Origin of the sequence: Staphylococcus roterodami, assembly GCA_022493055.1 — a bacterium.
Lineage (GTDB): Bacteria > Bacillota > Bacilli > Staphylococcales > Staphylococcaceae > Staphylococcus > Staphylococcus singaporensis.
On the sequence record CP092781.1, the window covers coordinates 782,058 to 801,230 of the forward strand.

The window sequence follows — 19,173 nt, forward strand, 5'->3', positions numbered from 1 at the left end:
AACACGATATAACTACTGTTATAAATATTTTTTACATAGTTTTTCGAAGTATTGTTGCTTTTGAATCTCATATTGTCTTATTGATGGAGAGTGTTGTAAAATTTGCTGTTTCTTAGAATTGAACAGCAAGGCTATTTCGTTGTTACTAGATAAGACATGATCAAGTGCAATATATGATTCGAATGTAGACGTATTCATTTGGATTATATGTAAGCGTACTTCTTGTTTTAAATCATGATAATTGTTAAACTTTGCCATCATAACTTTTTTATTATATTTATGGTGAAGGCGGTAAAAACCAACATAATTTAAACGTTTTTCATCGAGTGCAGTGATATCATGTAAATTTTCAACACCAACTAAAATATCTAAAATCGGCTCAGTTGAATACATAAAGTGATACGTACCACCGATATGTTTTGTATATTTTACAGGGCTGTCTAATAAATTGAATAATAATGATTTTATGTTTGTATATTGCGTATGAAAGTCATAATTTGAATCATTATTAATGAATGGTTGAACATTTGAATACATGATAAACTCCTTTGATAATAAAACTTAATTTAATCGCGATAAAGTCTGAAATACTATAACATAATTCATTTTCATAATAAACATGTTTTTGTATAATGTATCTGTTAAGGAGTGCAACCATGAAAAAAATTGTCATATTCGCTATGTTAGCGATTTTAATTATAGTAATTAGTGCATGTGGTAATAAAGAAAAAGAGGCACAACATCAATTTACTAAGCAATTTAAAGAAGTAGAGCAAAAACAAAAAGAACTGCAACATGTCATGGATAATATTCACCTTAAAGAGATTGATCATTTAAGTAAAACTGATACGACGGATAAAAATAGTAAAGAATTTAAAGCTTTACAGCAAGATGTGAATAATCATCTAATACCAAAGTTTCAAGCATACTATAAATCTGCTGAAAGTTTACCAGATGATACTACAAAGGTGAAACAATTAAAAAAAGAATACATGGCTATCTCAAATGAGAAAAAGAAGTCGATAAAACAACTAAAGACATTTATAGATTTATGTAATCAATCGATTAAGTATAATGAAGATATTTTAGATTATACGAAGCAATTTGAAAAAAATAGATACAAAGTTGAATCGGAAATAAAACAAGCAGATAATAAAAATGAAGCAACAAGTTTAACAACAAAGTTAGAACAAAATAATAAAGCATTAAGAGATACTGCTAAGAAAAATTTAGATGATAGTAAGGAAAATGAAGTGAAGAGTGCTATTAAAAATCATATTATGCCAATGATTGAGAAACAAATTACAGATATTAATCAAACAAATATAAGTGATAAACATGTTAATAATGCTCGTAAAAATGCTATAGAAATGTACTATAGTTTACAGAACTATTATAATACACGTATAGAGACGATTGAAGTAAGTGAAAAGTTATCAAAGATTGATGTAGATAAGTTGCCAAAAAAGGGTATAGATATAACTAGTGGCGATAAAGTCTTTGAAAAAAAGCTTGAAAAATTAGAAGATAAATAACTATCATTATTATTCAAAGTTAAAAAATTTGAATTTATGGTTAACAGGACAACATTCAATGTGTATAATGATAAACATTGATATTAACTATATGTATAGAAATGTCACGCAGATGCTATTTAAATGTGATAATTATTTTTAGAGGTGAATAGAGTGGCTATAAAGCTAAGTTCAATTGACCAATTTGAACAGGTTATTGAAGAAAACAAATATGTTTTTGTATTAAAACATAGTGAAACTTGTCCAATATCGGCAAATGCGTATGATCAATTTAATAAATTTTTATATGAACGCGATATGGACGGATACTATCTTATTGTCCAACAAGAACGCGATTTGTCAGATTATATTGCTGAAAAAACGAACGTTAAACACGAATCACCTCAAGCATTTTATTTTGTAAATGGTGAAATGGTTTGGAATAGAGACCACGGTGATATTAATGTTTCGTCATTAGCACAAGCAGAAGAATAATAAAAACTATAAGGTTGGAACATATTTGCCTAGCAATACCTCATGTGAATTGTGATTTTAAATTCATATGCACGGTACTAAGGTTATAATCATGTTCTAACCTTTTATTTTTAAAAATATGTAAAAGCAGTAACGTTAGTACTTTTTAATAAACATATGTATAATGTATTCGAGTATTTTTATTAAAAAATTATACGAAGAAATACTTTGAAAGCAAAACTTTTTAAAGATTTTTTAATGGGGAATTTGCGGTAAAATGAATGATAATGAAGTTAAACTATGTGTATGATATGTGTTAAATATTAGTATAAATAGAGATGTAAGTCATTTTAAATTATAAAATTAAATGTAAATAATAAGGTTAGATATACCTTAATTGAAACGTTACACAATAAATAATAAAGTAAGGTGGTCAAGGTTATGAAAGTATTAGTAGCCATGGATGAATTTAATGGTATTATTTCAAGTTATCAAGCCAATAGATATGTTGAAGAAGCAGTTGCAAGTCAAATTGAAACAGCGGATGTTGTACAAGTTCCTTTATTTAATGGACGACATGAATTGTTGGACTCAGTATTTTTATGGCAATCAGGTCAAAAGTATCGTATTCCTGTTCATGATGCAGATATGAATGAAATTGAAGGGGTTTATGGACAAACAGATACTGGTATGACAGTCATTGAAGGGAATTTATTTTTAAAAGGGGATAAACCAATTACAGAGCGTACGAGTTACGGCTTAGGTGAAATGATGAAACATGCATTAGATAATGAGGCTAATCATATTGTCATTTCTCTTGGTGGTATTGACAGTTTTGATGCAGGAGCAGGTATGTTACAAGCGCTTGGTGCGGCATTTTATGATGATGAAGGTCGCATCGTTGATATGAGAAAAGGAGCAGGATTAATTAAATATATTAGACGAATGGATATGTCAAAATTGCATCCTAAATTGGCAGAGACAAGAATTCAAGTAATGTCAGATTTCTCAAGTAGATTATATGGAAAGCAAAGTGAAATCATGCAAACTTATGAAGCGCATCAATTAAATCATAACCAAGCTGCTGAAATTGATAACTTAATTTGGTATTTTAGTGAATTATTTAAGAGTGAATTGAAAATAGCTATTGGTCCTGTTGAACGTGGTGGTGCAGGTGGAGGAATTGCAGCTGTATTGAACGGTTTATACCAAGCTGAAATCTTGACGAGTCATGCACTAGTAGATCAACTAACACATTTAGAAAACTTAGTAGAACAAGCTGATTTAATTATTTTTGGTGAAGGTTTAAATGAAAATGATCAATTGTTAGAAACTACAACTTTACGTATCGCAGAACTTTGTCACAAACATCAAAAAATTTCAATTGCAATTTGCGCTACTGCTGAAAAGTTTGATTTATTTGAATCACAAGGTGTAACAGCAATGTTTAATACATTTATTGATATGCCTGAAAGTTATACAGATTTTAAAATGGGCTTACAAATACGACATTATACTGTTCAATCATTAAAATTATTGAAAACGCAATTTAATGTGGAAAATTAGTACATTTTAGAAGGGTCACAAATTTTGCATTGTTAGTTTTGTGAAAAATTGCATGATAAATATTTGCAAGAGAAAATCATGTCTTATATTTAGGATGTATGTGGCTAAAGTTTAATTTCCGTATTAGATACGAATTATAGATAAATAAAATAAAAATCACGCTAACGTAGTACAAAATGTTAGCGTGATTTTTATTGTGAATTAAGATTGAAGTGGAGTTCGCTTTATACTAATGTCTCAGTTATTTATTTTCAACGATATCTTGAACGATTCCAATAATAACATGTACAGCTTTTTCCATAACGTCAATCGATGCATATTCATAAGGACCATGGAAATTGCCACAACCAGTGAAAATATTAGGTGTTGGCAATCCCATAAAGGATAATTGTGATCCATCAGTACCACCACGAATAGGTTCAGTATTTGCTGGGATATCTAATTTATCAAATACTCGTTTTGGAATATCAATGATATGTTGTAACGGCAATATTTTTTCAGCCATATTAAAATATTGATCAGTAATATCAACTTTTACAGGATAATTTTCAAAATGTGCATTGATATCGTCGCGAATTTCTAATATACGTTTCTTACGTAATTCAAATTGTTTTTTATCATGGTCACGAATAATATATTGCAATGTTGCTTTTTCGACAGTTCCTTCAAAGCGCATTAAATGATAAAAGCCCTCGTAGCCTTCTGTGCGTTCAGGTACTTCGCTATCAGGTAATAAACTGTCAAATTGTTCACCTAAACGTATCGCATTTACCATTGCATTTTTAGCAGAACCTGGATGAACATTTACACCATGACATGTAATCACCGCTTCAGCCGCATTAAAGCTTTCGTATTGTAATTCACCAAATTGACTACCATCCATCGTATAGGCAAAGTCAGCATTGAATCGTTCGACATCAAATTTATGTGGCCCGCGACCAATTTCTTCGTCGGGTGTAAATCCAATGCGAATTGTACCATGCTTAATTTCGGGATGTGCTTTTAAATAACAAATGGCCTCCATAATTTCAACGATGCCAGCTTTGTCGTCTGCCCCTAATAAAGATGTGCCATCAGTAACCATCAATGTATGACCAACTAAACTATTGAGTTCCGGGAATACTTTAGGATCTAATACACGTTTCGTATTACCTAATTTATATGGTTTACCATCATAGTGTTCAATAATTTGTGGTTTGACATTAGAAGCATTGAAATCAGGTGAAGTATCTACATGTGCTAGAAAACCGACTGTTGGTACATCAGCATCAATATTGCTTTCTAATGTAGCGAATAAATATCCATTTTCATCTAAATCAGTCGGTAATCCTAATTGTTGTAATTCTGTTTCTAATACATGTAGCAAATTCCATTGTTTCTCGGTAGAAGGTGTTGTTGTGGATTGTGGATCAGATTGTGTATCAATTGTCGCATATCTTGTTAATCTATCTATTAATTGTTTCTTCATCCTATTCGACCCCTTAAACTCTATTATTCATGTTATAAGATTTTTTATATGTCTTACCTTTAATTTTACCATACAGTTGTTTGATACGTGTGTAGAGGTAATACAGTATTTCGGATACTAAAATACCAAATGCAATGGCACCTGATATTAGAGTAACTTCTAAAAAGGTATTTACAGCACTTGTATAATCATTTGAGACTAAAAATCGAGTTGCCTGATAAGCAGCACCACCTGGTACTAATGGAATGATACCTGGCACTATGAAAATGATTACGGGGCGTTTATATCGACGACTCATCGTATGACTCATTAAACCTAAAATTAAACTTCCTAAAAATGACGCGCCAACTTTTCCAAATTCTAAATCAACTGTTAATTGATAAATTGTCCATGCAATGGCACCAACAAAACCACATGCTACTAAAAGTTTTTTTGGTGCATTAAAGATAATAGAGAAAAGTACTGTTGAAATAAAGCTTATCGTAAAATGAAATAAATAAAATAACATGCTTTAACAGTCCTTTCTTAAATGATTAGTAAAACAATTGCGACACCAGCGCCTATTGCGAATGCCGTTAAGGCAGCTTCAACACCACGCGACATACCGGCAAGTAATTCACCAGCTAGTAAATCACGAATCGCATTGGTAATTAATATACCAGGTACTAGTGGCATAACGCTGGCAATAGTTATAATATCTTGATTTGTTGCAATGCCTAATTTCGTAAACGTGGCGGCAATCGATATGACGACTGCTGCTGCAACAAATTCTGAGAAAAATTTAATTTGAATATAACGTTGTACAAAACTAAACGTTAAAAATGCTGCACCACCTGCTATTACTGCTATCCAGCAATCTGATGCAACGCCACCAAACATGAAAAGAAAAAAGCCACATGCGATGGCTGCTGCAAAGAAATTTGTTAAAAATGAGTATTGCAATGATGCATGTTGTAAATGAATGAACTCTGACTTTGCTTCATCAATTGTTAATTCTTGGTTTGATATTTTACGTGAAAGACTATTTGTTAAAGCGATTTTTTCCAAATCCGTAGTACGTTCTTGTACACGAATTAATCGCGTGCTTGTTCGATCATTTAATGAAAAGATGATTGCAGTTGAACTGACAAAACTATATGTATTATGAAGACCATAACTATGTGCAATACGATTCATCGTATCTTCAACTCGATATGTTTCTGCACCGGACTCTAGCAAAATTCTTCCTGCAATCAATACAACATCAATCACTTTATTTTCATCTATAATTGTGATTGAATCAGGCATATCAATTCACCTCCAATGATTTTGTTTATTTATTTGAACAATTGAAGTTTACAACTTGTCGTTGCAACTTTCAATAGTGAGACACTGTGTCTGTATGAAGTAATTGCAAGGTTAAAATTAAAATAATAAAAAACTGTTAATCTTTGCTATTGTATCATGATTTAATAATAGCAAATGATTAACAGTTTTGTCGTTGTTATAAATTGATAATAGGGTTAAACATGACTTTGTTTCGCCCTTGGTTTTTGGCTACGTGTACCATGTCATCTGCATCTTTAAATACTTTTCGCTGTGATTTAGGGTCTTCGTCTGTTAGATAACCGACACCTATTGATACAGATAATTTAATAACTTCTTTGTTTGGTAAATGGAATGAAGATTTTTCAACGCCTGAACGAATGTTTTCAGCTAATTTAACACTTTGATCTAGTGAATAATTGTGTATAACTACAGAGAACTCTTCGCCACCATTTCTAAAAATTTTAAATTGATTTGGTACATAGTTTTTAAGTAATTGTGACATTTGTTTTAATACTGCATCACCAGATTTATGTGAATACGTATCATTGACATCTTTAAAGCCATCGATATCAATTAATAATAACGCGATGCTTTGATGTTCTTTTTCAGCTTTTTGTGAAATCTCATTTAAATGTCTATCGAATTCTTTTACATTGCCTAATCCTGTTAAATAATCATACTTGTCCTCATTTTCATAACGATTAACAAGTGAAAAGAAGTGCCATATATCTACAAAAGTTATTGCAGATGCTAACGTGATAATTAATGATATTGGTATTAAAATGATAACTTCCGATAGCGTGTAAATAGGACTCACTAATGCAACACCGAATAAAATAATAATTGTGACAACATTTAGAATTAATAATGATAGTACATCGTTTTGTTTTAAAAATGGTCCTATAGCACTTGTTACGGCAGCAATAACGATTAATGTGACACCGTACATAATTGAGTTGTTGAATACTACAATTTCAACAATTGATACAATTAAAGTAGCAGATAATGTATAGACCATATTGGTAAATCTACCTAAAAACAATAAAGGAACGAATGTTAAATGAATTAAATAATCCTCACGATAAGGAATAGGGTAAACAGATAATAATAATGAAACAAGTGTCATTAATACTGTGACATAGGCTTTAGAAAAAACCATACGTTTGTTTTCTGAATACTGTAATCGATGGAATAAATAAATTCCAGCGACGATAACAGATATATTGTATATAAATGCTTCGAACATGTCTTAATCGACTCCTTTAATTGACCACTAGCTATTGTAAGTGAAAACTTACATTTTGTCATTAATTTATATATAAAATTAACGCTTAATATAGACTTTAATGTTAAAATGTTGCCTTAAATGATATGATAAAAAAATGAGTAATAAACGATATAAACAAAATGAATCGTATAGTTGTAAATATGATATCATTTATTGAGCAAATTAATTTATAATAAAGGCATAAGATATACCTAGAGAGTATATAAGTCATTCTATAAAGATTATATTAAATAAATACAACGTTAAAAACAATTAATATCGATGAAGGTGAATAAATGGTTACATTATTACTTGTTGCAGTCACGATGATTGTCAGTTTAATTATAACGCCAATCATTATTGCAATATCGAAAAGATTAAATTTAGTTGATAAACCAAATTTTAGAAAAGTACACACAAAGCCTGTATCTGTAATGGGTGGGACTGTGATTCTCTTTTCATTTTTAATAGGTATTTGGATTGGACATCCTATTGAAACAGAAATCAAGCCACTTATTATTGGTGCGATTATTATGTACATACTTGGACTTGTAGATGATATCTATGATTTGAAACCTTATATTAAGCTTGCTGGCCAAATAGCTGCAGCTTTAGTTGTTGCTTTTTATGGTGTGACCATTGACTTTATCTCATTACCAATGGGTACGACGATACACTTTGGATTTTTAAGTATACCAATTACAGTTATTTGGATTGTTGCAATTACTAATGCAATTAATTTAATTGATGGATTAGATGGATTGGCATCTGGGGTTTCAGCAATCGGACTTATTACAATTGGATTTATTGCGATTTTACAAGCGAACATATTTATTACTATGATTTGTTGCGTATTATTAGGTTCATTGATTGGATTTTTATTTTATAATTTCCATCCGGCAAAAATATTCCTTGGAGATAGCGGGGCATTAATGATTGGATTTATTATTGGATTTTTATCTTTATTAGGGTTCAAAAATATTACAATCATTGCTTTATTCTTCCCAATCGTTATTTTAGCAGTGCCATTTATCGATACCTTATTTGCCATGATTCGACGTGTTAAAAAAGGTCAGCATATTATGCAAGCTGATAAGTCTCATCTACATCATAAATTATTGGCTTTAGGTTATACGCATAGACAAACAGTATTATTAATCTATTCAATTTCTATTTTATTTAGCCTTTCCAGTATTATTTTATATGTATCGCCACCATTAGGTGTCGTATTGATGTTTGTGTTAATTATTTTTAGTATTGAGTTGATTGTTGAATTCACAGGGCTAATTGATAATAACTATAGACCAATTTTGAATTTAATTAGTCGTAAGTCTTCTCATAAAGAAGAGTGAGAAGGGTTTTGGATTAATATACTAATGGAATTAAAAAAGATTATAAATAAAGCACTAGCATAATCGTGGTAATTCAATTGTATTTGAAATACACCATCATTTGCTAGTGCTTTTATGTTGTTGGAATATCGAAAGGTAACTGCTTTGTATTCTCTTCAGTTAATTCAAAATTACCAGCAGTTATTTGATTTAAAAAATTGATGAAATCGTTGTAGTCAGTTTTAACGACATCGATATAATAACTAACTTTATCAGTATAAGTTTGATTTCTTAACATGAAATGTGTAGAGGCTAATTCATATTCGAATTTTCCAGTTTGATCATAATTAAGTGTGACAATACAAGGTATTGCCTCACGTAGTTCAACACGTCCAGCATCATAAATGACATCTCTTACTGCACCACTATATGCGCGAATTAAGCCACCACCACCTAATTTGATACCACCAAAATATCTTGTAACAACAACGCATGTATTATGAACTTCAAGTTTTTTCAAAATGTCTAACATTGGTACACCGGCAGTACCTGTAGGTTCACCATCATCATTGGCTTTTTGAATATTCATCTCAGGACCTATTGTATATGCTGAACAGTTATGTGTTGCATCTTTATGTTCTTTTTTTATTTTGGCAATAAATGCTTTAGCGTCATCCTCACTTTGAACTGGCTTAATATGAGCAATAAATTTCGACTTACTAATTATATTTTCTATGGTGTGTTCTTTTTTAATAGTAATGATATTTTGTGTCATAATAACTCCTTAATTCATCAACTTAAGATTATTTAAACTTCATTATACACTGAAAATGACACAACAATAAATCGTTTGATTGCCATTTTCTTTTTAACAGAAATATTGTATCATGACTATGAGTATATTTGAGGAGGACGACTATGAAAATTGCTGTGATGACCGATTCTACAAGTTATCTGTCGCAAGACTTAATTGATAAATATAACATTCAAATCGCGCCATTAAGTGTGACATTTGATGATGGTAAGAATTTTACAGAAAGTAATGAAATAGCAATTGATGAATTTTATAATAAAATGGCATCGTCACAAACGATACCAACGACAAGCCAACCCGCAATTGGCGAATGGATTACAAAATATGAAATGCTAAGAGATCAAGGTTACACAGATATCATTGTCATTTGTTTATCAAGTGGAATTAGTGGTAGTTACCAATCTAGTTATCAAGCAGGAGAAATGGTTGACGGAGTTAATGTACATGCTTTCGATAGTAAACTAGCAGCGATGATTGAAGGTTGCTATGTTTTAAGAGCTATTGAAATGGTTGACGAAGGGTATGAACCACAGCATATTATTGATGATTTAACTGAGATGCGAAAACATACAGGTGCATTTTTAATTGTTGATGATTTAAAAAACTTACAAAAAAGTGGTCGAATTACTGGAGCACAAGCATGGGTTGGAACATTATTAAAAATGAAACCAGTGCTTAAATTTGAAGATGGTAAGATTATACCTGAAGAAAAAGTCCGTACTAAAAAGCGTGCAATCCAAACTCTCGAAAAGAAAGTGTTAGAAATTGTTAAGGACTACGAGGAAGTAACGTTATTTGTCATTAATGGAGATCACTATGAAGATGGTCAAGCATTATACAAAAAGTTGTTAGAAGATTGTCCTTCAAATTATCAAGTTGCATATTCAGAATTTGGTCCAGTAATTGCAGCGCATTTAGGTTCTGGTGGATTAGGTTTAGGATACGTTGGTAGAAAAATAAGATTAACATAATTATAAAATTTTAATTGAAGAGTCTACATTATGATTAAAGTTTTAAGTTTAGTATTTTAAGTATTAATATGATTTATCATTTGAATGCTGAAATTCTATAGTTAAAACATAATAATTATTAAATGTAGACTTTTTTATTGAAAAGAGGTAAATCACATCAAACATTATGGAAAATTAATACACCCACGAACGCAACTAACGACTGAGGTAATTAAAACTGAAGCTACTGGTATAACAAAAGAAGGACGATTTTATAGGTGTCTTCAATGCGGAAGTAACGAGCCTCAACATTTTTATCAATATTATTCATCAACGCTTTCAAAAATGATTGTGTATTGTCGAAATTGTATCTCACTTGGCCGTATAGATGATATAACAATATATAAAATAACTGAGAGTTTTCAGAATCCTTCGCAAGCCTATTATAATCTACCATTTGAATTATCTGCACAACAAGCATATGCTTCTGAACATATTGTTCAGGCAATTCAGAACCGGCAAACAATTTTGCTATATGCAGTTACAGGAGCTGGTAAAACAGAAATGATGTTTCAAGGTATTCAATATGCAAGACGTCAAGGAGATAACATTGCTGTAGTATCACCGCGTGTAGATGTAGTCGTGGAAATTAGCAAACGAATTCAAGACGCGTTTAAAGGAGAAAATATAGATGTCTTACATCAACAGTCACAGCAACAATTTAACGGTCATTTTGTAGTAAGTACTGTTCACCAGCTTTACCGCTTCAAAAAACATTTTGATACTATTTTTGTTGATGAAGTAGATGCTTTTCCATTAGCAATGAACAATACTTTACAACAAGCATTAATTTCATCCGCTAAAGAAATTCACACAATGACTTATATGACTGCTACACCCCCAAAGCATCTTTTAGCAACAATTCCTCGAGAAAATATTATTAAATTACCTGCACGTTTTCATAAAAAGTCACTACCAGCTCCAAAATTCCAATATTTCAAATTAAAGGAAAGTAAAATTCAGCATTCGCTGTATAAATTATTAATAGAACAAACTTCTAATAAACGTTACACACTTGTCTTTTTTAATAATATAGATATAATGATTAAAACTTTCTCGACTTATAAGAACGAAATTTCAAGATTAACATATGTACATAGTGAAGACGTTTTTCGTTTTGAAAAAGTAGAAAATTTACGAAATGGAAACTATGATGTCATTTTTACTACAACGATTTTAGAACGAGGATTCACGATGGCTAATTTGGATGTTATCGTCATCGATGCGCATCAGTTTTCTAAAGAAGCATTAATTCAAATAGCTGGAAGGGTTGGTCGTAAATTAGAATGTCCAAAAGGTAAAGTATTATATTTTCATCAAGGTGTTAGTTTAAGCATGATGCTAGCAAGAAAAGAAATCTTGCAAATGAATCGATTAGCTTTAAAAAGAGGGTGGATTGATGAATAAGTGTCTGAGTTGTGGTAGAAATATTAATGAAACTATTTCAATTTATAATTTATTTAAGAGGCCTAATAGATTATGTGAACTTTGCGAGAGTAAATGGGAACAGATGAAAATCAATCATAAAGAAAGACGATGTGAAAAATGTCTTAAATGTTTAAGTGATGAGGAAGAAATATGCTTAGATTGTGAATTTTTAGCAACACATTTTAAATTAATGGAACAATTGTATTGTGGATATAATTATAATGGGATAATGAAAGAAATTATTCATCAATTTAAATTTATGAAAGACTATTATTTATGTGAATTGTTGGCGCATTTAATTGAAATACCTTCGACAACGTATGATTATATTGTGCCAATACCTTCATCTGTATCAAATGATCAATATAGAACATTTAATCCCGTTGAAGCGGTTTTAACAGCGAAGGGAATTCATTTTGATAAGATTTTAAAAATGGTTGATCGGCCCAAACAAGCCAGTCTATCTAAAAAAGAACGACTTATAGAAGAGAATCCATTTATAGTTGATACAAGTTTAGATTTAAAAGACAAAGAAATATTACTCATTGACGATATTTATACAACAGGATTAACAATTCATCGTGCTGGGTGTAAATTATATACTACAAATATCAGAAAATTCAAAGTGTTTGCGTTTGCACGATAGCGTAAAAATGTTAAAATATAATAAAGAGTTACCAATAAAGAGGTTTAAGGAGAGATTACTATGATTAGATTTGAAATTCATGGAGATAACCTCACTATCACAGATGCTATTCGCAACTATATTGAGGAAAAAATTGGTAAGTTGGAACGTTATTTTAATGACGTACCAAATGCAGTCGCGCATGTAAAAGTTAAAACTTATTCAAATTCAGCAACTAAAATTGAAGTAACAATTCCATTGAAAAATGTAACGTTACGAGCTGAAGAGCGCAACGATGATTTATACGCAGGAATTGATTTAATTAACAATAAACTTGAAAGACAAGTTAGAAAATATAAAACACGTGTTAATCGTAAGAGCCGTGATCGTGGAGATCAAGAAGTGTTTGTTGCAGAGTTGCAAGAAATGCAAGAAACTCCAATTGACAATGAGACTTATGATGAAAACGAAATCGAAATTATTCGTTCTAAAGAATTCAGCTTAAAGCCTATGGATTCAGAAGAAGCTGTACTACAAATGAATCTTCTTGGTCATGATTTCTTTGTATTTACAGATAGAGAAACAGATGGAACAAGCATAGTTTATCGTCGTAAAGATGGTAAATATGGTTTAATTCAAACTAGCGAACAATAAATGAAATTTTAAGCACTTGTGTTCTAGCACAAGTGCTTTTTTAATTCAAAATGGTTAGTTTAATTATTTCAGGATTCACTTATGTAATTTGTTGAATGAAACATAGTGTCTATGCTAATGTTAATGGATGTATATATTTGAATGAAAAGTTAATTATAGTATGTCAGTTTATTGAACAATCCACTTAAATAATCGTAAAATAATGATGTTATATTTTACAGGGAAGTATTAATGTGTATTGAGATTATATTTAATAGTGATAAACTTGTTATCAACAGAATGTGAATGAAGTTTGTCGTAAATATATTTATATTGTTTCCTTAAATGAGTAAATAAGTATAATTTTATAACTATAAATGATAAGATATATTGTTGTAGGCCAAACAGTTTTTTAGCTAAAGGAGCGAACGAAATGGGATTTTTATCAAAAATTCTTGATGGCAATAATAAAGAAATTAAACAGTTAGGTAAACTTGCTGATAAAGTAATCGCTTTAGAAGAAAAAACGGCAATTTTAACTGATGAAGAAATTCGAAATAAAACGAAACAATTCCAAACAGAATTAGCTGACATAGAAAATGTCAAAAAACAGAATGACTATTTAGATAAAATTTTGCCAGAAGCATATGCACTAGTTAGAGAAGGTTCTAAACGTGTATTTAATATGACACCATATAAAGTTCAAATTATGGGTGGTATTGCAATTCATAAGGGCGATATCGCTGAGATGAGAACTGGTGAAGGTAAAACGTTGACAGCAACAATGCCAACTTATTTAAATGCACTTGCTGGTAGAGGCGTTCACGTTATTACAGTCAATGAATATTTATCAAGTGTTCAAAGTGAAGAAATGGCAGAATTATATAATTTCTTAGGTTTGACTGTTGGATTGAACTTAAATAGTAAGACAACTGAAGAGAAGCGCGAAGCTTATGCTCAAGATATTACTTATAGTACTAACAACGAGTTAGGTTTTGACTATTTAAGAGATAATATGGTGAATTACTCTGAAGATAGAGTTATGCGTCCTTTGCACTTTGCAATCATAGATGAGGTTGACTCGATTTTAATTGATGAAGCGCGTACACCATTGATTATTTCGGGAGAAGCTGAAAAGTCAACGTCACTTTATACACAAGCAAATGTATTTGCGAAAATGTTAAAGCAAGATGAAGATTATAAATATGATGAAAAAACAAAAGCAGTACATTTAACTGAGCAAGGTGCAGATAAAGCAGAGCGTATGTTCAAAGTTGAAAACCTATATGATGTACAAAATGTTGATGTTATTAGCCACATTAATACAGCATTACGTGCGCACGTTACATTGCAACGTGATGTAGACTATATGGTTGTTGATGGCGAAGTATTAATTGTCGACCAATTTACAGGACGTACAATGCCTGGACGTCGTTTTTCAGAAGGGTTACACCAAGCTATTGAAGCTAAAGAAGGCGTGCAAATACAAAATGAGTCTAAAACAATGGCTTCAATTACATTCCAAAACTATTTTAGAATGTACAATAAACTTGCAGGTATGACAGGTACAGCAAAAACTGAAGAAGAAGAGTTTAGAAACATTTACAATATGACAGTTACTCAAATTCCTACTAATAAACCTGTGCAGCGTAACGATAAGTCAGATTTAATTTATATTAGCCAAAAAGGTAAATTTGATGCCGTAGTTGAAGATGTTGTTGAAAAGCATAAAGCTGGACAACCAGTATTATTAGGTACAGTTGCAGTTGAAACGTCAGAATATATTTCTAACTTACTTAAAAAACGAGGCATTCGCCATGATGTATTAAACGCGAAAAACCATGAACGAGAAGCTGAAATTGTTGCAGGAGCAGGACAAAAAGGTGCAGTTACAATTGCAACTAACATGGCTGGTCGTGGTACAGATATCAAATTAGGCGAAGGTGTAGAAGAACTAGGCGGCTTAGCAGTAATAGGTACAGAACGTCATGAGTCTCGTCGTATAGATGATCAGCTTCGTGGTCGTTCTGGACGTCAAGGTGATAAAGGTGATAGTCGATTCTACTTATCATTACAAGATGAATTAATGATTCGTTTTGGTTCTGAACGTTTACAAAAAATGATGAGTCGATTAGGATTGGATGATTCTACACCGATCGAATCAAAAATGGTTTCGAGAGCTGTTGAGTCAGCGCAAAAACGTGTGGAAGGTAATAACTTCGATGCACGTAAACGTATATTAGAATATGATGAAGTGTTACGTAAACAACGTGAGATTATTTATAATGAAAGAAACAGTATAATTGATGAAGAAGATAGTTCTCAAGTTGTAGATGCAATGTTACGTTCAACGCTGCAACGTAGTATAAACTTTTATATTAATACTGCTGATGATGAGCCTGAGTATCAACCGTTTATCGACTATATTAATGATATCTTCTTACAAGAAGGCGATATAACAGAGGATGATATCAAAGGTAAAGATGCTGAAGATATCTTTGAAGTTGTATGGGCTAAAATTGAAAAAGCATATCAAGGTCAAAAAGATATTCTAGAAGACCAAATGAATGAATTTGAACGTATGATATTATTGCGTTCAATTGATAGTCATTGGACTGACCACATCGATACAATGGATCAATTGCGTCAAGGTATTCACCTACGTTCATATGCCCAACAAAATCCATTACGTGATTATCAAAACGAAGGTCATGAATTATTTGATATTATGATGCAAAATATTGAAGAAGATACATGTAAATACATTTTGAAATCTGTAGTACAAGTCGAGGATAATATTGAACGCGAAAAAACGACTGAATTTGGTGAAGCTAAACACGTTTCAGCTGAAGATGGTAAAGAAAAAGTTAAAGCACAACCAATCGTAAAAGGTGAACAAGTTGGTAGAAATGACGAATGTCCATGTGGCAGTGGTAAAAAATATAAAAATTGTCACGGTAAATAAATGATATTAATTACTCCTTCCAAGAAAACCAATATGGTATTTTTGGAAGGAGTAATTTTTTAATATCTAATGAATAAAAATTTAGTTAGAGATGTTCATGAATTCACTGATTAGTGTATATTATACTAATATTCTAGTACCTTATAATAATGAGGATTTTTATATCAAAGTATGGGAAGTAAACAAAAGTGTGTCATTCTAATTGCGACGATAAAATTTGAATGCACTTAAATTTATTATTATCGTTATTTAACTAATTTATGTTAGAATTTAACATTATAAATTGTACTAGAGTGTGACATTATTTGAATTAAAGCTAGGAGCGAAAACTATGGAATTATCAGAAATAAAACGTAATATTGATAAATATAATCAAGATTTAACACAAATTAGGGGGTCTCTTTGACTTAGAGAACAAAGAAACCAATATTCAAGAATTTGAAGAGATGATGTCTGAACCGAATTTTTGGGATAATCAGACAAAGGCTCAAGATATTATAGATAAAAATAATGCATTAAAATCAATTGTTAATGGTTATAAAACGTTACAACAAGATGTAGATGATATGGAAGCAACTTGGGAATTATTACAAGAAGAATTTGATGAAGAAATGAAAGATGATTTAGAACAAGAGGTAATTGATTTCAAAGCCAAAGTGGATGAATATGAATTACAATTACTTTTAGATGGCCCACATGATGCTAATAATGCTATTTTAGAGTTACATCCAGGCACGGGTGGTACGGAATCACAAGACTGGGCAAATATGTTATTTAGAATGTATCAACGTTATTGTGAAAAGAAAGGGTTTAAAGTTGAAACGGTTGATTATTTACCTGGAGATGAAGCTGGAATTAAAAGCGTGACATTACTTATTAAAGGACATAATGCTTATGGCTATTTAAAAGCTGAAAAAGGTGTACATCGACTTGTTAGAATTTCTCCATTCGATTCATCTGGTCGTCGCCATACATCATTTGCATCATGTGATGTGATACCTGATTTTAATAATGATGAAATAGAAATTGAAATCAATCCAGATGACATTACAGTAGATACATTTAGAGCCTCTGGTGCAGGTGGACAACATATTAATAAGACAGAATCAGCTATTCGAATTACCCATCATCCGTCTGGTATCGTAGTTAATAACCAAAATGAACGATCTCAAATTAAAAACCGTGAAGCGGCAATGAAAATGCTGAAGTCTAAATTATATCAATTAAAATTAGAAGAACAGGCACGTGAAATGGCTGAAATTCGTGGTGAACAAAAAGAAATAGGGTGGGGAAGTCAGATTAGATCGTATGTTTTCCATCCATATTCAATGGTTAAAGATCATCGTACAAACGAAGAAACTGGTAAAGTCGATGCTGTAATGGATGGAGAAATAGGTCCATTCATTGAATCATATTTGAGACAAACAATGTCACATGACTAAATTATATGTTAAACCGAGACCGTATTTGGTTTCGGTTTTTTGTGTGTAAATAAGAAATTTTCAGTTCTAATGAGGCTCACAAATAGAAAAATGAGATTATGAATAAATTAGTACAATTTATTTTTTAAATCGGTGGATGGACCTTTTTGAATGATGTATTTATTTATAGAAAACATGTAGAGTACATTAAGAAATATTACCTATTACTAAATTTACAGCTAGAAATAAAGTTGTGAAAGCGTTACCGAATCGTTGAAATCAAAATGTTTTACACTAAAATATGTGTTAGTAAGATTTTTGTATTGTTAACCATTTGATTACATCGTCATAACAATAGCTTTTGATAAAATGTATTGTGCTATAGTATTTTCATACTTAAAATACTAACAGCAAAGGAATGACAACAAGATGAAGAAAACTCTTACAGTGACAGTTTCGTCAGTGTTAGCTTTTTTAGCTTTTAATAATGCAGCACATGCACAACAACAAGGCACAGTGGTTAAATCACCAATTAAACATAATTATGTATCAGATGTTCAAGCTCAAACACAATCTCAAACAACATACACAGTTGTTCCTGGAGATTCATTATATAAAATTGCATTAGAGCATCATTTAACATTGAATCAATTATACTCATACAATCCTGGTGTAACACCATTAATTTTCCCTGGTGACGTACTTTCATTAGTACCTCAAAATAAAGCACAACAAGTTAAGGTTGTTAAAACACCAGTAAGTAAAGCAACTCAAAGAACAAAGTCAACACAGCAACCTGCTAAGCAAATTTCAAAACATGTAGCAACTAAGCAAACTGCTGCTAAATCAGTTAATGTTGCATATAAACCTGTGAAATCACACACAGTAGCATCAAATAAACCAGTTGCACATTACTACAATAAATCTGTTGCGAATAGAGGTAATTTATACGCATATGGAAACTGCACGTATTATGCGTTTGATCGCCGTGCACAATTAGGTAGAAGTATTGGTAGTCTATGGGGTAATGCAAACAATTGGAATTATGCAGCGAAAAGTGCAGGATTTAAAGTAGATAAAACACCAGAAGTTGGTGCTATTTTCCAAACTGCTGCTGGTCCATATGGTCATGTTGGTGTAGTTGAATCAGTAAATCCTAACGGAACAATAACAGTATCTGAAATGAACTATGCAGGATTTAATGTAAAATCTTCTAGAACAATTTTAAATCCAGGTAAATATAATTATATTCACTAATTTGATATTAAATCATCCTCTTTGCCTATTTTTTGAAATGGGTTAGGAGGATTTTTTTGTTATAATATGTACGAAGTTAAACAATTAAGATA

Annotated in this window: 17 protein-coding genes; 11 read left to right on the plus strand and 6 right to left on the minus strand. The window is 31.2% G+C overall.

Annotation, left to right across the window (positions count from 1 at the left end):
• Positions 1 to 18 precede the first annotated feature (18 nt).
• Entirely contained in the window at positions 19 to 537 is a 519-nt protein-coding gene (locus ML436_03780; GenBank protein UMT78861.1) for a GrpB family protein, read from the minus strand.
• Positions 538 to 656: 119 nt separating this feature from the next.
• On the opposite strand from ML436_03780, the gene ML436_03785 reads away from it, so the two are divergent.
• The 3 genes from ML436_03785 (at position 657) to ML436_03795 (ending at position 3,554) form a co-directional block, all read left to right on the plus strand.
• Positions 657 to 1,535: an EMYY motif lipoprotein gene (locus tag ML436_03785; protein UMT78862.1), complete on the plus strand. Its 879-nt coding sequence runs from the start codon at positions 657 to 659 to the stop codon at positions 1,533 to 1,535.
• A 153-nt stretch (positions 1,536 to 1,688) separates the two neighbouring features.
• The gene (ytxJ, locus tag ML436_03790) at positions 1,689 to 2,009 is read left to right on the plus strand and encodes a bacillithiol system redox-active protein YtxJ (protein UMT78863.1); all 321 of its coding nucleotides are present in this window, start codon (positions 1,689 to 1,691) and stop codon (positions 2,007 to 2,009) included.
• A 420-nt stretch (positions 2,010 to 2,429) separates the two neighbouring features.
• On the plus strand, positions 2,430 to 3,554 hold the full coding sequence (locus ML436_03795) for a glycerate kinase (protein UMT78864.1): 1,125 nt from the start codon (positions 2,430 to 2,432) through the stop codon (positions 3,552 to 3,554).
• A 241-nt stretch (positions 3,555 to 3,795) separates the two neighbouring features.
• Here ML436_03795 and pepT read toward each other — a convergent pair whose 3' ends face one another.
• The 4 genes from pepT to ML436_03815 form a co-directional block, all read right to left on the minus strand.
• On the minus strand, positions 3,796 to 5,022 hold the full coding sequence (pepT, locus tag ML436_03800; protein UMT78865.1) for a peptidase T: 1,227 nt from the start codon (positions 5,020 to 5,022) through the stop codon (positions 3,796 to 3,798).
• A 13-nt stretch (positions 5,023 to 5,035) separates the two neighbouring features.
• Positions 5,036 to 5,530 carry a threonine/serine exporter family protein gene (locus ML436_03805; protein ID UMT78866.1) on the minus strand — a complete coding sequence of 165 codons (495 nt, stop codon included), beginning with the start codon at positions 5,528 to 5,530 and terminating at the stop codon, positions 5,036 to 5,038.
• 17 nt (positions 5,531 to 5,547) lie between these two features.
• Positions 5,548 to 6,309, minus strand: coding sequence for a threonine/serine exporter ThrE family protein (locus tag ML436_03810; protein UMT78867.1), 762 nt, complete (start codon positions 6,307 to 6,309; stop codon positions 5,548 to 5,550).
• Between the two features lie 196 nt (positions 6,310 to 6,505).
• Positions 6,506 to 7,576: a GGDEF domain-containing protein gene (locus ML436_03815; GenBank protein ID UMT78868.1), complete on the minus strand. Its 1,071-nt coding sequence runs from the start codon at positions 7,574 to 7,576 to the stop codon at positions 6,506 to 6,508.
• A 317-nt stretch (positions 7,577 to 7,893) separates the two neighbouring features.
• On the opposite strand from ML436_03815, the gene ML436_03820 reads away from it, so the two are divergent.
• Complete coding sequence (locus ML436_03820; GenBank protein ID UMT78869.1) at positions 7,894 to 8,949, plus strand: undecaprenyl/decaprenyl-phosphate alpha-N-acetylglucosaminyl 1-phosphate transferase; 1,056 nt, start codon at positions 7,894 to 7,896, stop codon at positions 8,947 to 8,949.
• A 112-nt stretch (positions 8,950 to 9,061) separates the two neighbouring features.
• On the opposite strand, the gene ML436_03825 is transcribed toward ML436_03820, so the two are convergent.
• A complete protein-coding gene (locus ML436_03825) occupies positions 9,062 to 9,703 on the minus strand; it encodes a YigZ family protein (GenBank protein UMT78870.1) in 642 nt (213 codons plus the stop codon).
• A 143-nt stretch (positions 9,704 to 9,846) separates the two neighbouring features.
• Here ML436_03825 and fakB1 point away from each other — a divergent pair, with 143 nt between their 5' ends.
• The 7 genes from fakB1 to ML436_03860 all read left to right on the plus strand — a co-directional run bounded on the left by fakB1 (position 9,847) and on the right by ML436_03860 (position 19,081).
• Positions 9,847 to 10,713, plus strand: a complete 867-nt coding sequence (fakB1, locus tag ML436_03830) for a fatty acid kinase binding subunit FakB1 (protein UMT78871.1) — start codon at positions 9,847 to 9,849, stop codon at positions 10,711 to 10,713.
• Positions 10,714 to 11,037: 324 nt separating this feature from the next.
• Positions 11,038 to 12,159, plus strand: a complete 1,122-nt coding sequence (locus ML436_03835; protein UMT78872.1) for a DEAD/DEAH box helicase family protein — start codon at positions 11,038 to 11,040, stop codon at positions 12,157 to 12,159.
• On the plus strand, positions 12,152 to 12,826 hold the full coding sequence (locus tag ML436_03840; GenBank protein UMT78873.1) for a ComF family protein: 675 nt from the start codon (positions 12,152 to 12,154) through the stop codon (positions 12,824 to 12,826). Before ML436_03835 ends, ML436_03840 begins: the two co-directional genes overlap by 8 nt.
• Before the next feature lie 60 nt (positions 12,827 to 12,886).
• Entirely contained in the window at positions 12,887 to 13,459 is a 573-nt protein-coding gene (gene raiA / locus ML436_03845; protein ID UMT78874.1) for a ribosome-associated translation inhibitor RaiA, read from the plus strand.
• A 412-nt stretch (positions 13,460 to 13,871) separates the two neighbouring features.
• Positions 13,872 to 16,403: a preprotein translocase subunit SecA gene (gene secA / locus ML436_03850; GenBank protein ID UMT78875.1), complete on the plus strand. Its 2,532-nt coding sequence runs from the start codon at positions 13,872 to 13,874 to the stop codon at positions 16,401 to 16,403.
• Between the two features lie 331 nt (positions 16,404 to 16,734).
• A protein-coding gene (prfB, locus tag ML436_03855; GenBank protein ID UMT78876.1) for a peptide chain release factor 2 occupies positions 16,735 to 17,845 on the plus strand; the annotation gives its coding sequence in 2 pieces (ribosomal slippage) (positions 16,735 to 16,806 and positions 16,808 to 17,845; 1,110 coding nt in all).
• Positions 17,846 to 18,253: 408 nt separating this feature from the next.
• The gene (locus tag ML436_03860) at positions 18,254 to 19,081 is read left to right on the plus strand and encodes a CHAP domain-containing protein (protein ID UMT78877.1); all 828 of its coding nucleotides are present in this window, start codon (positions 18,254 to 18,256) and stop codon (positions 19,079 to 19,081) included.
• The last annotated feature ends 92 nt before the right edge of the window (positions 19,082 to 19,173 follow it).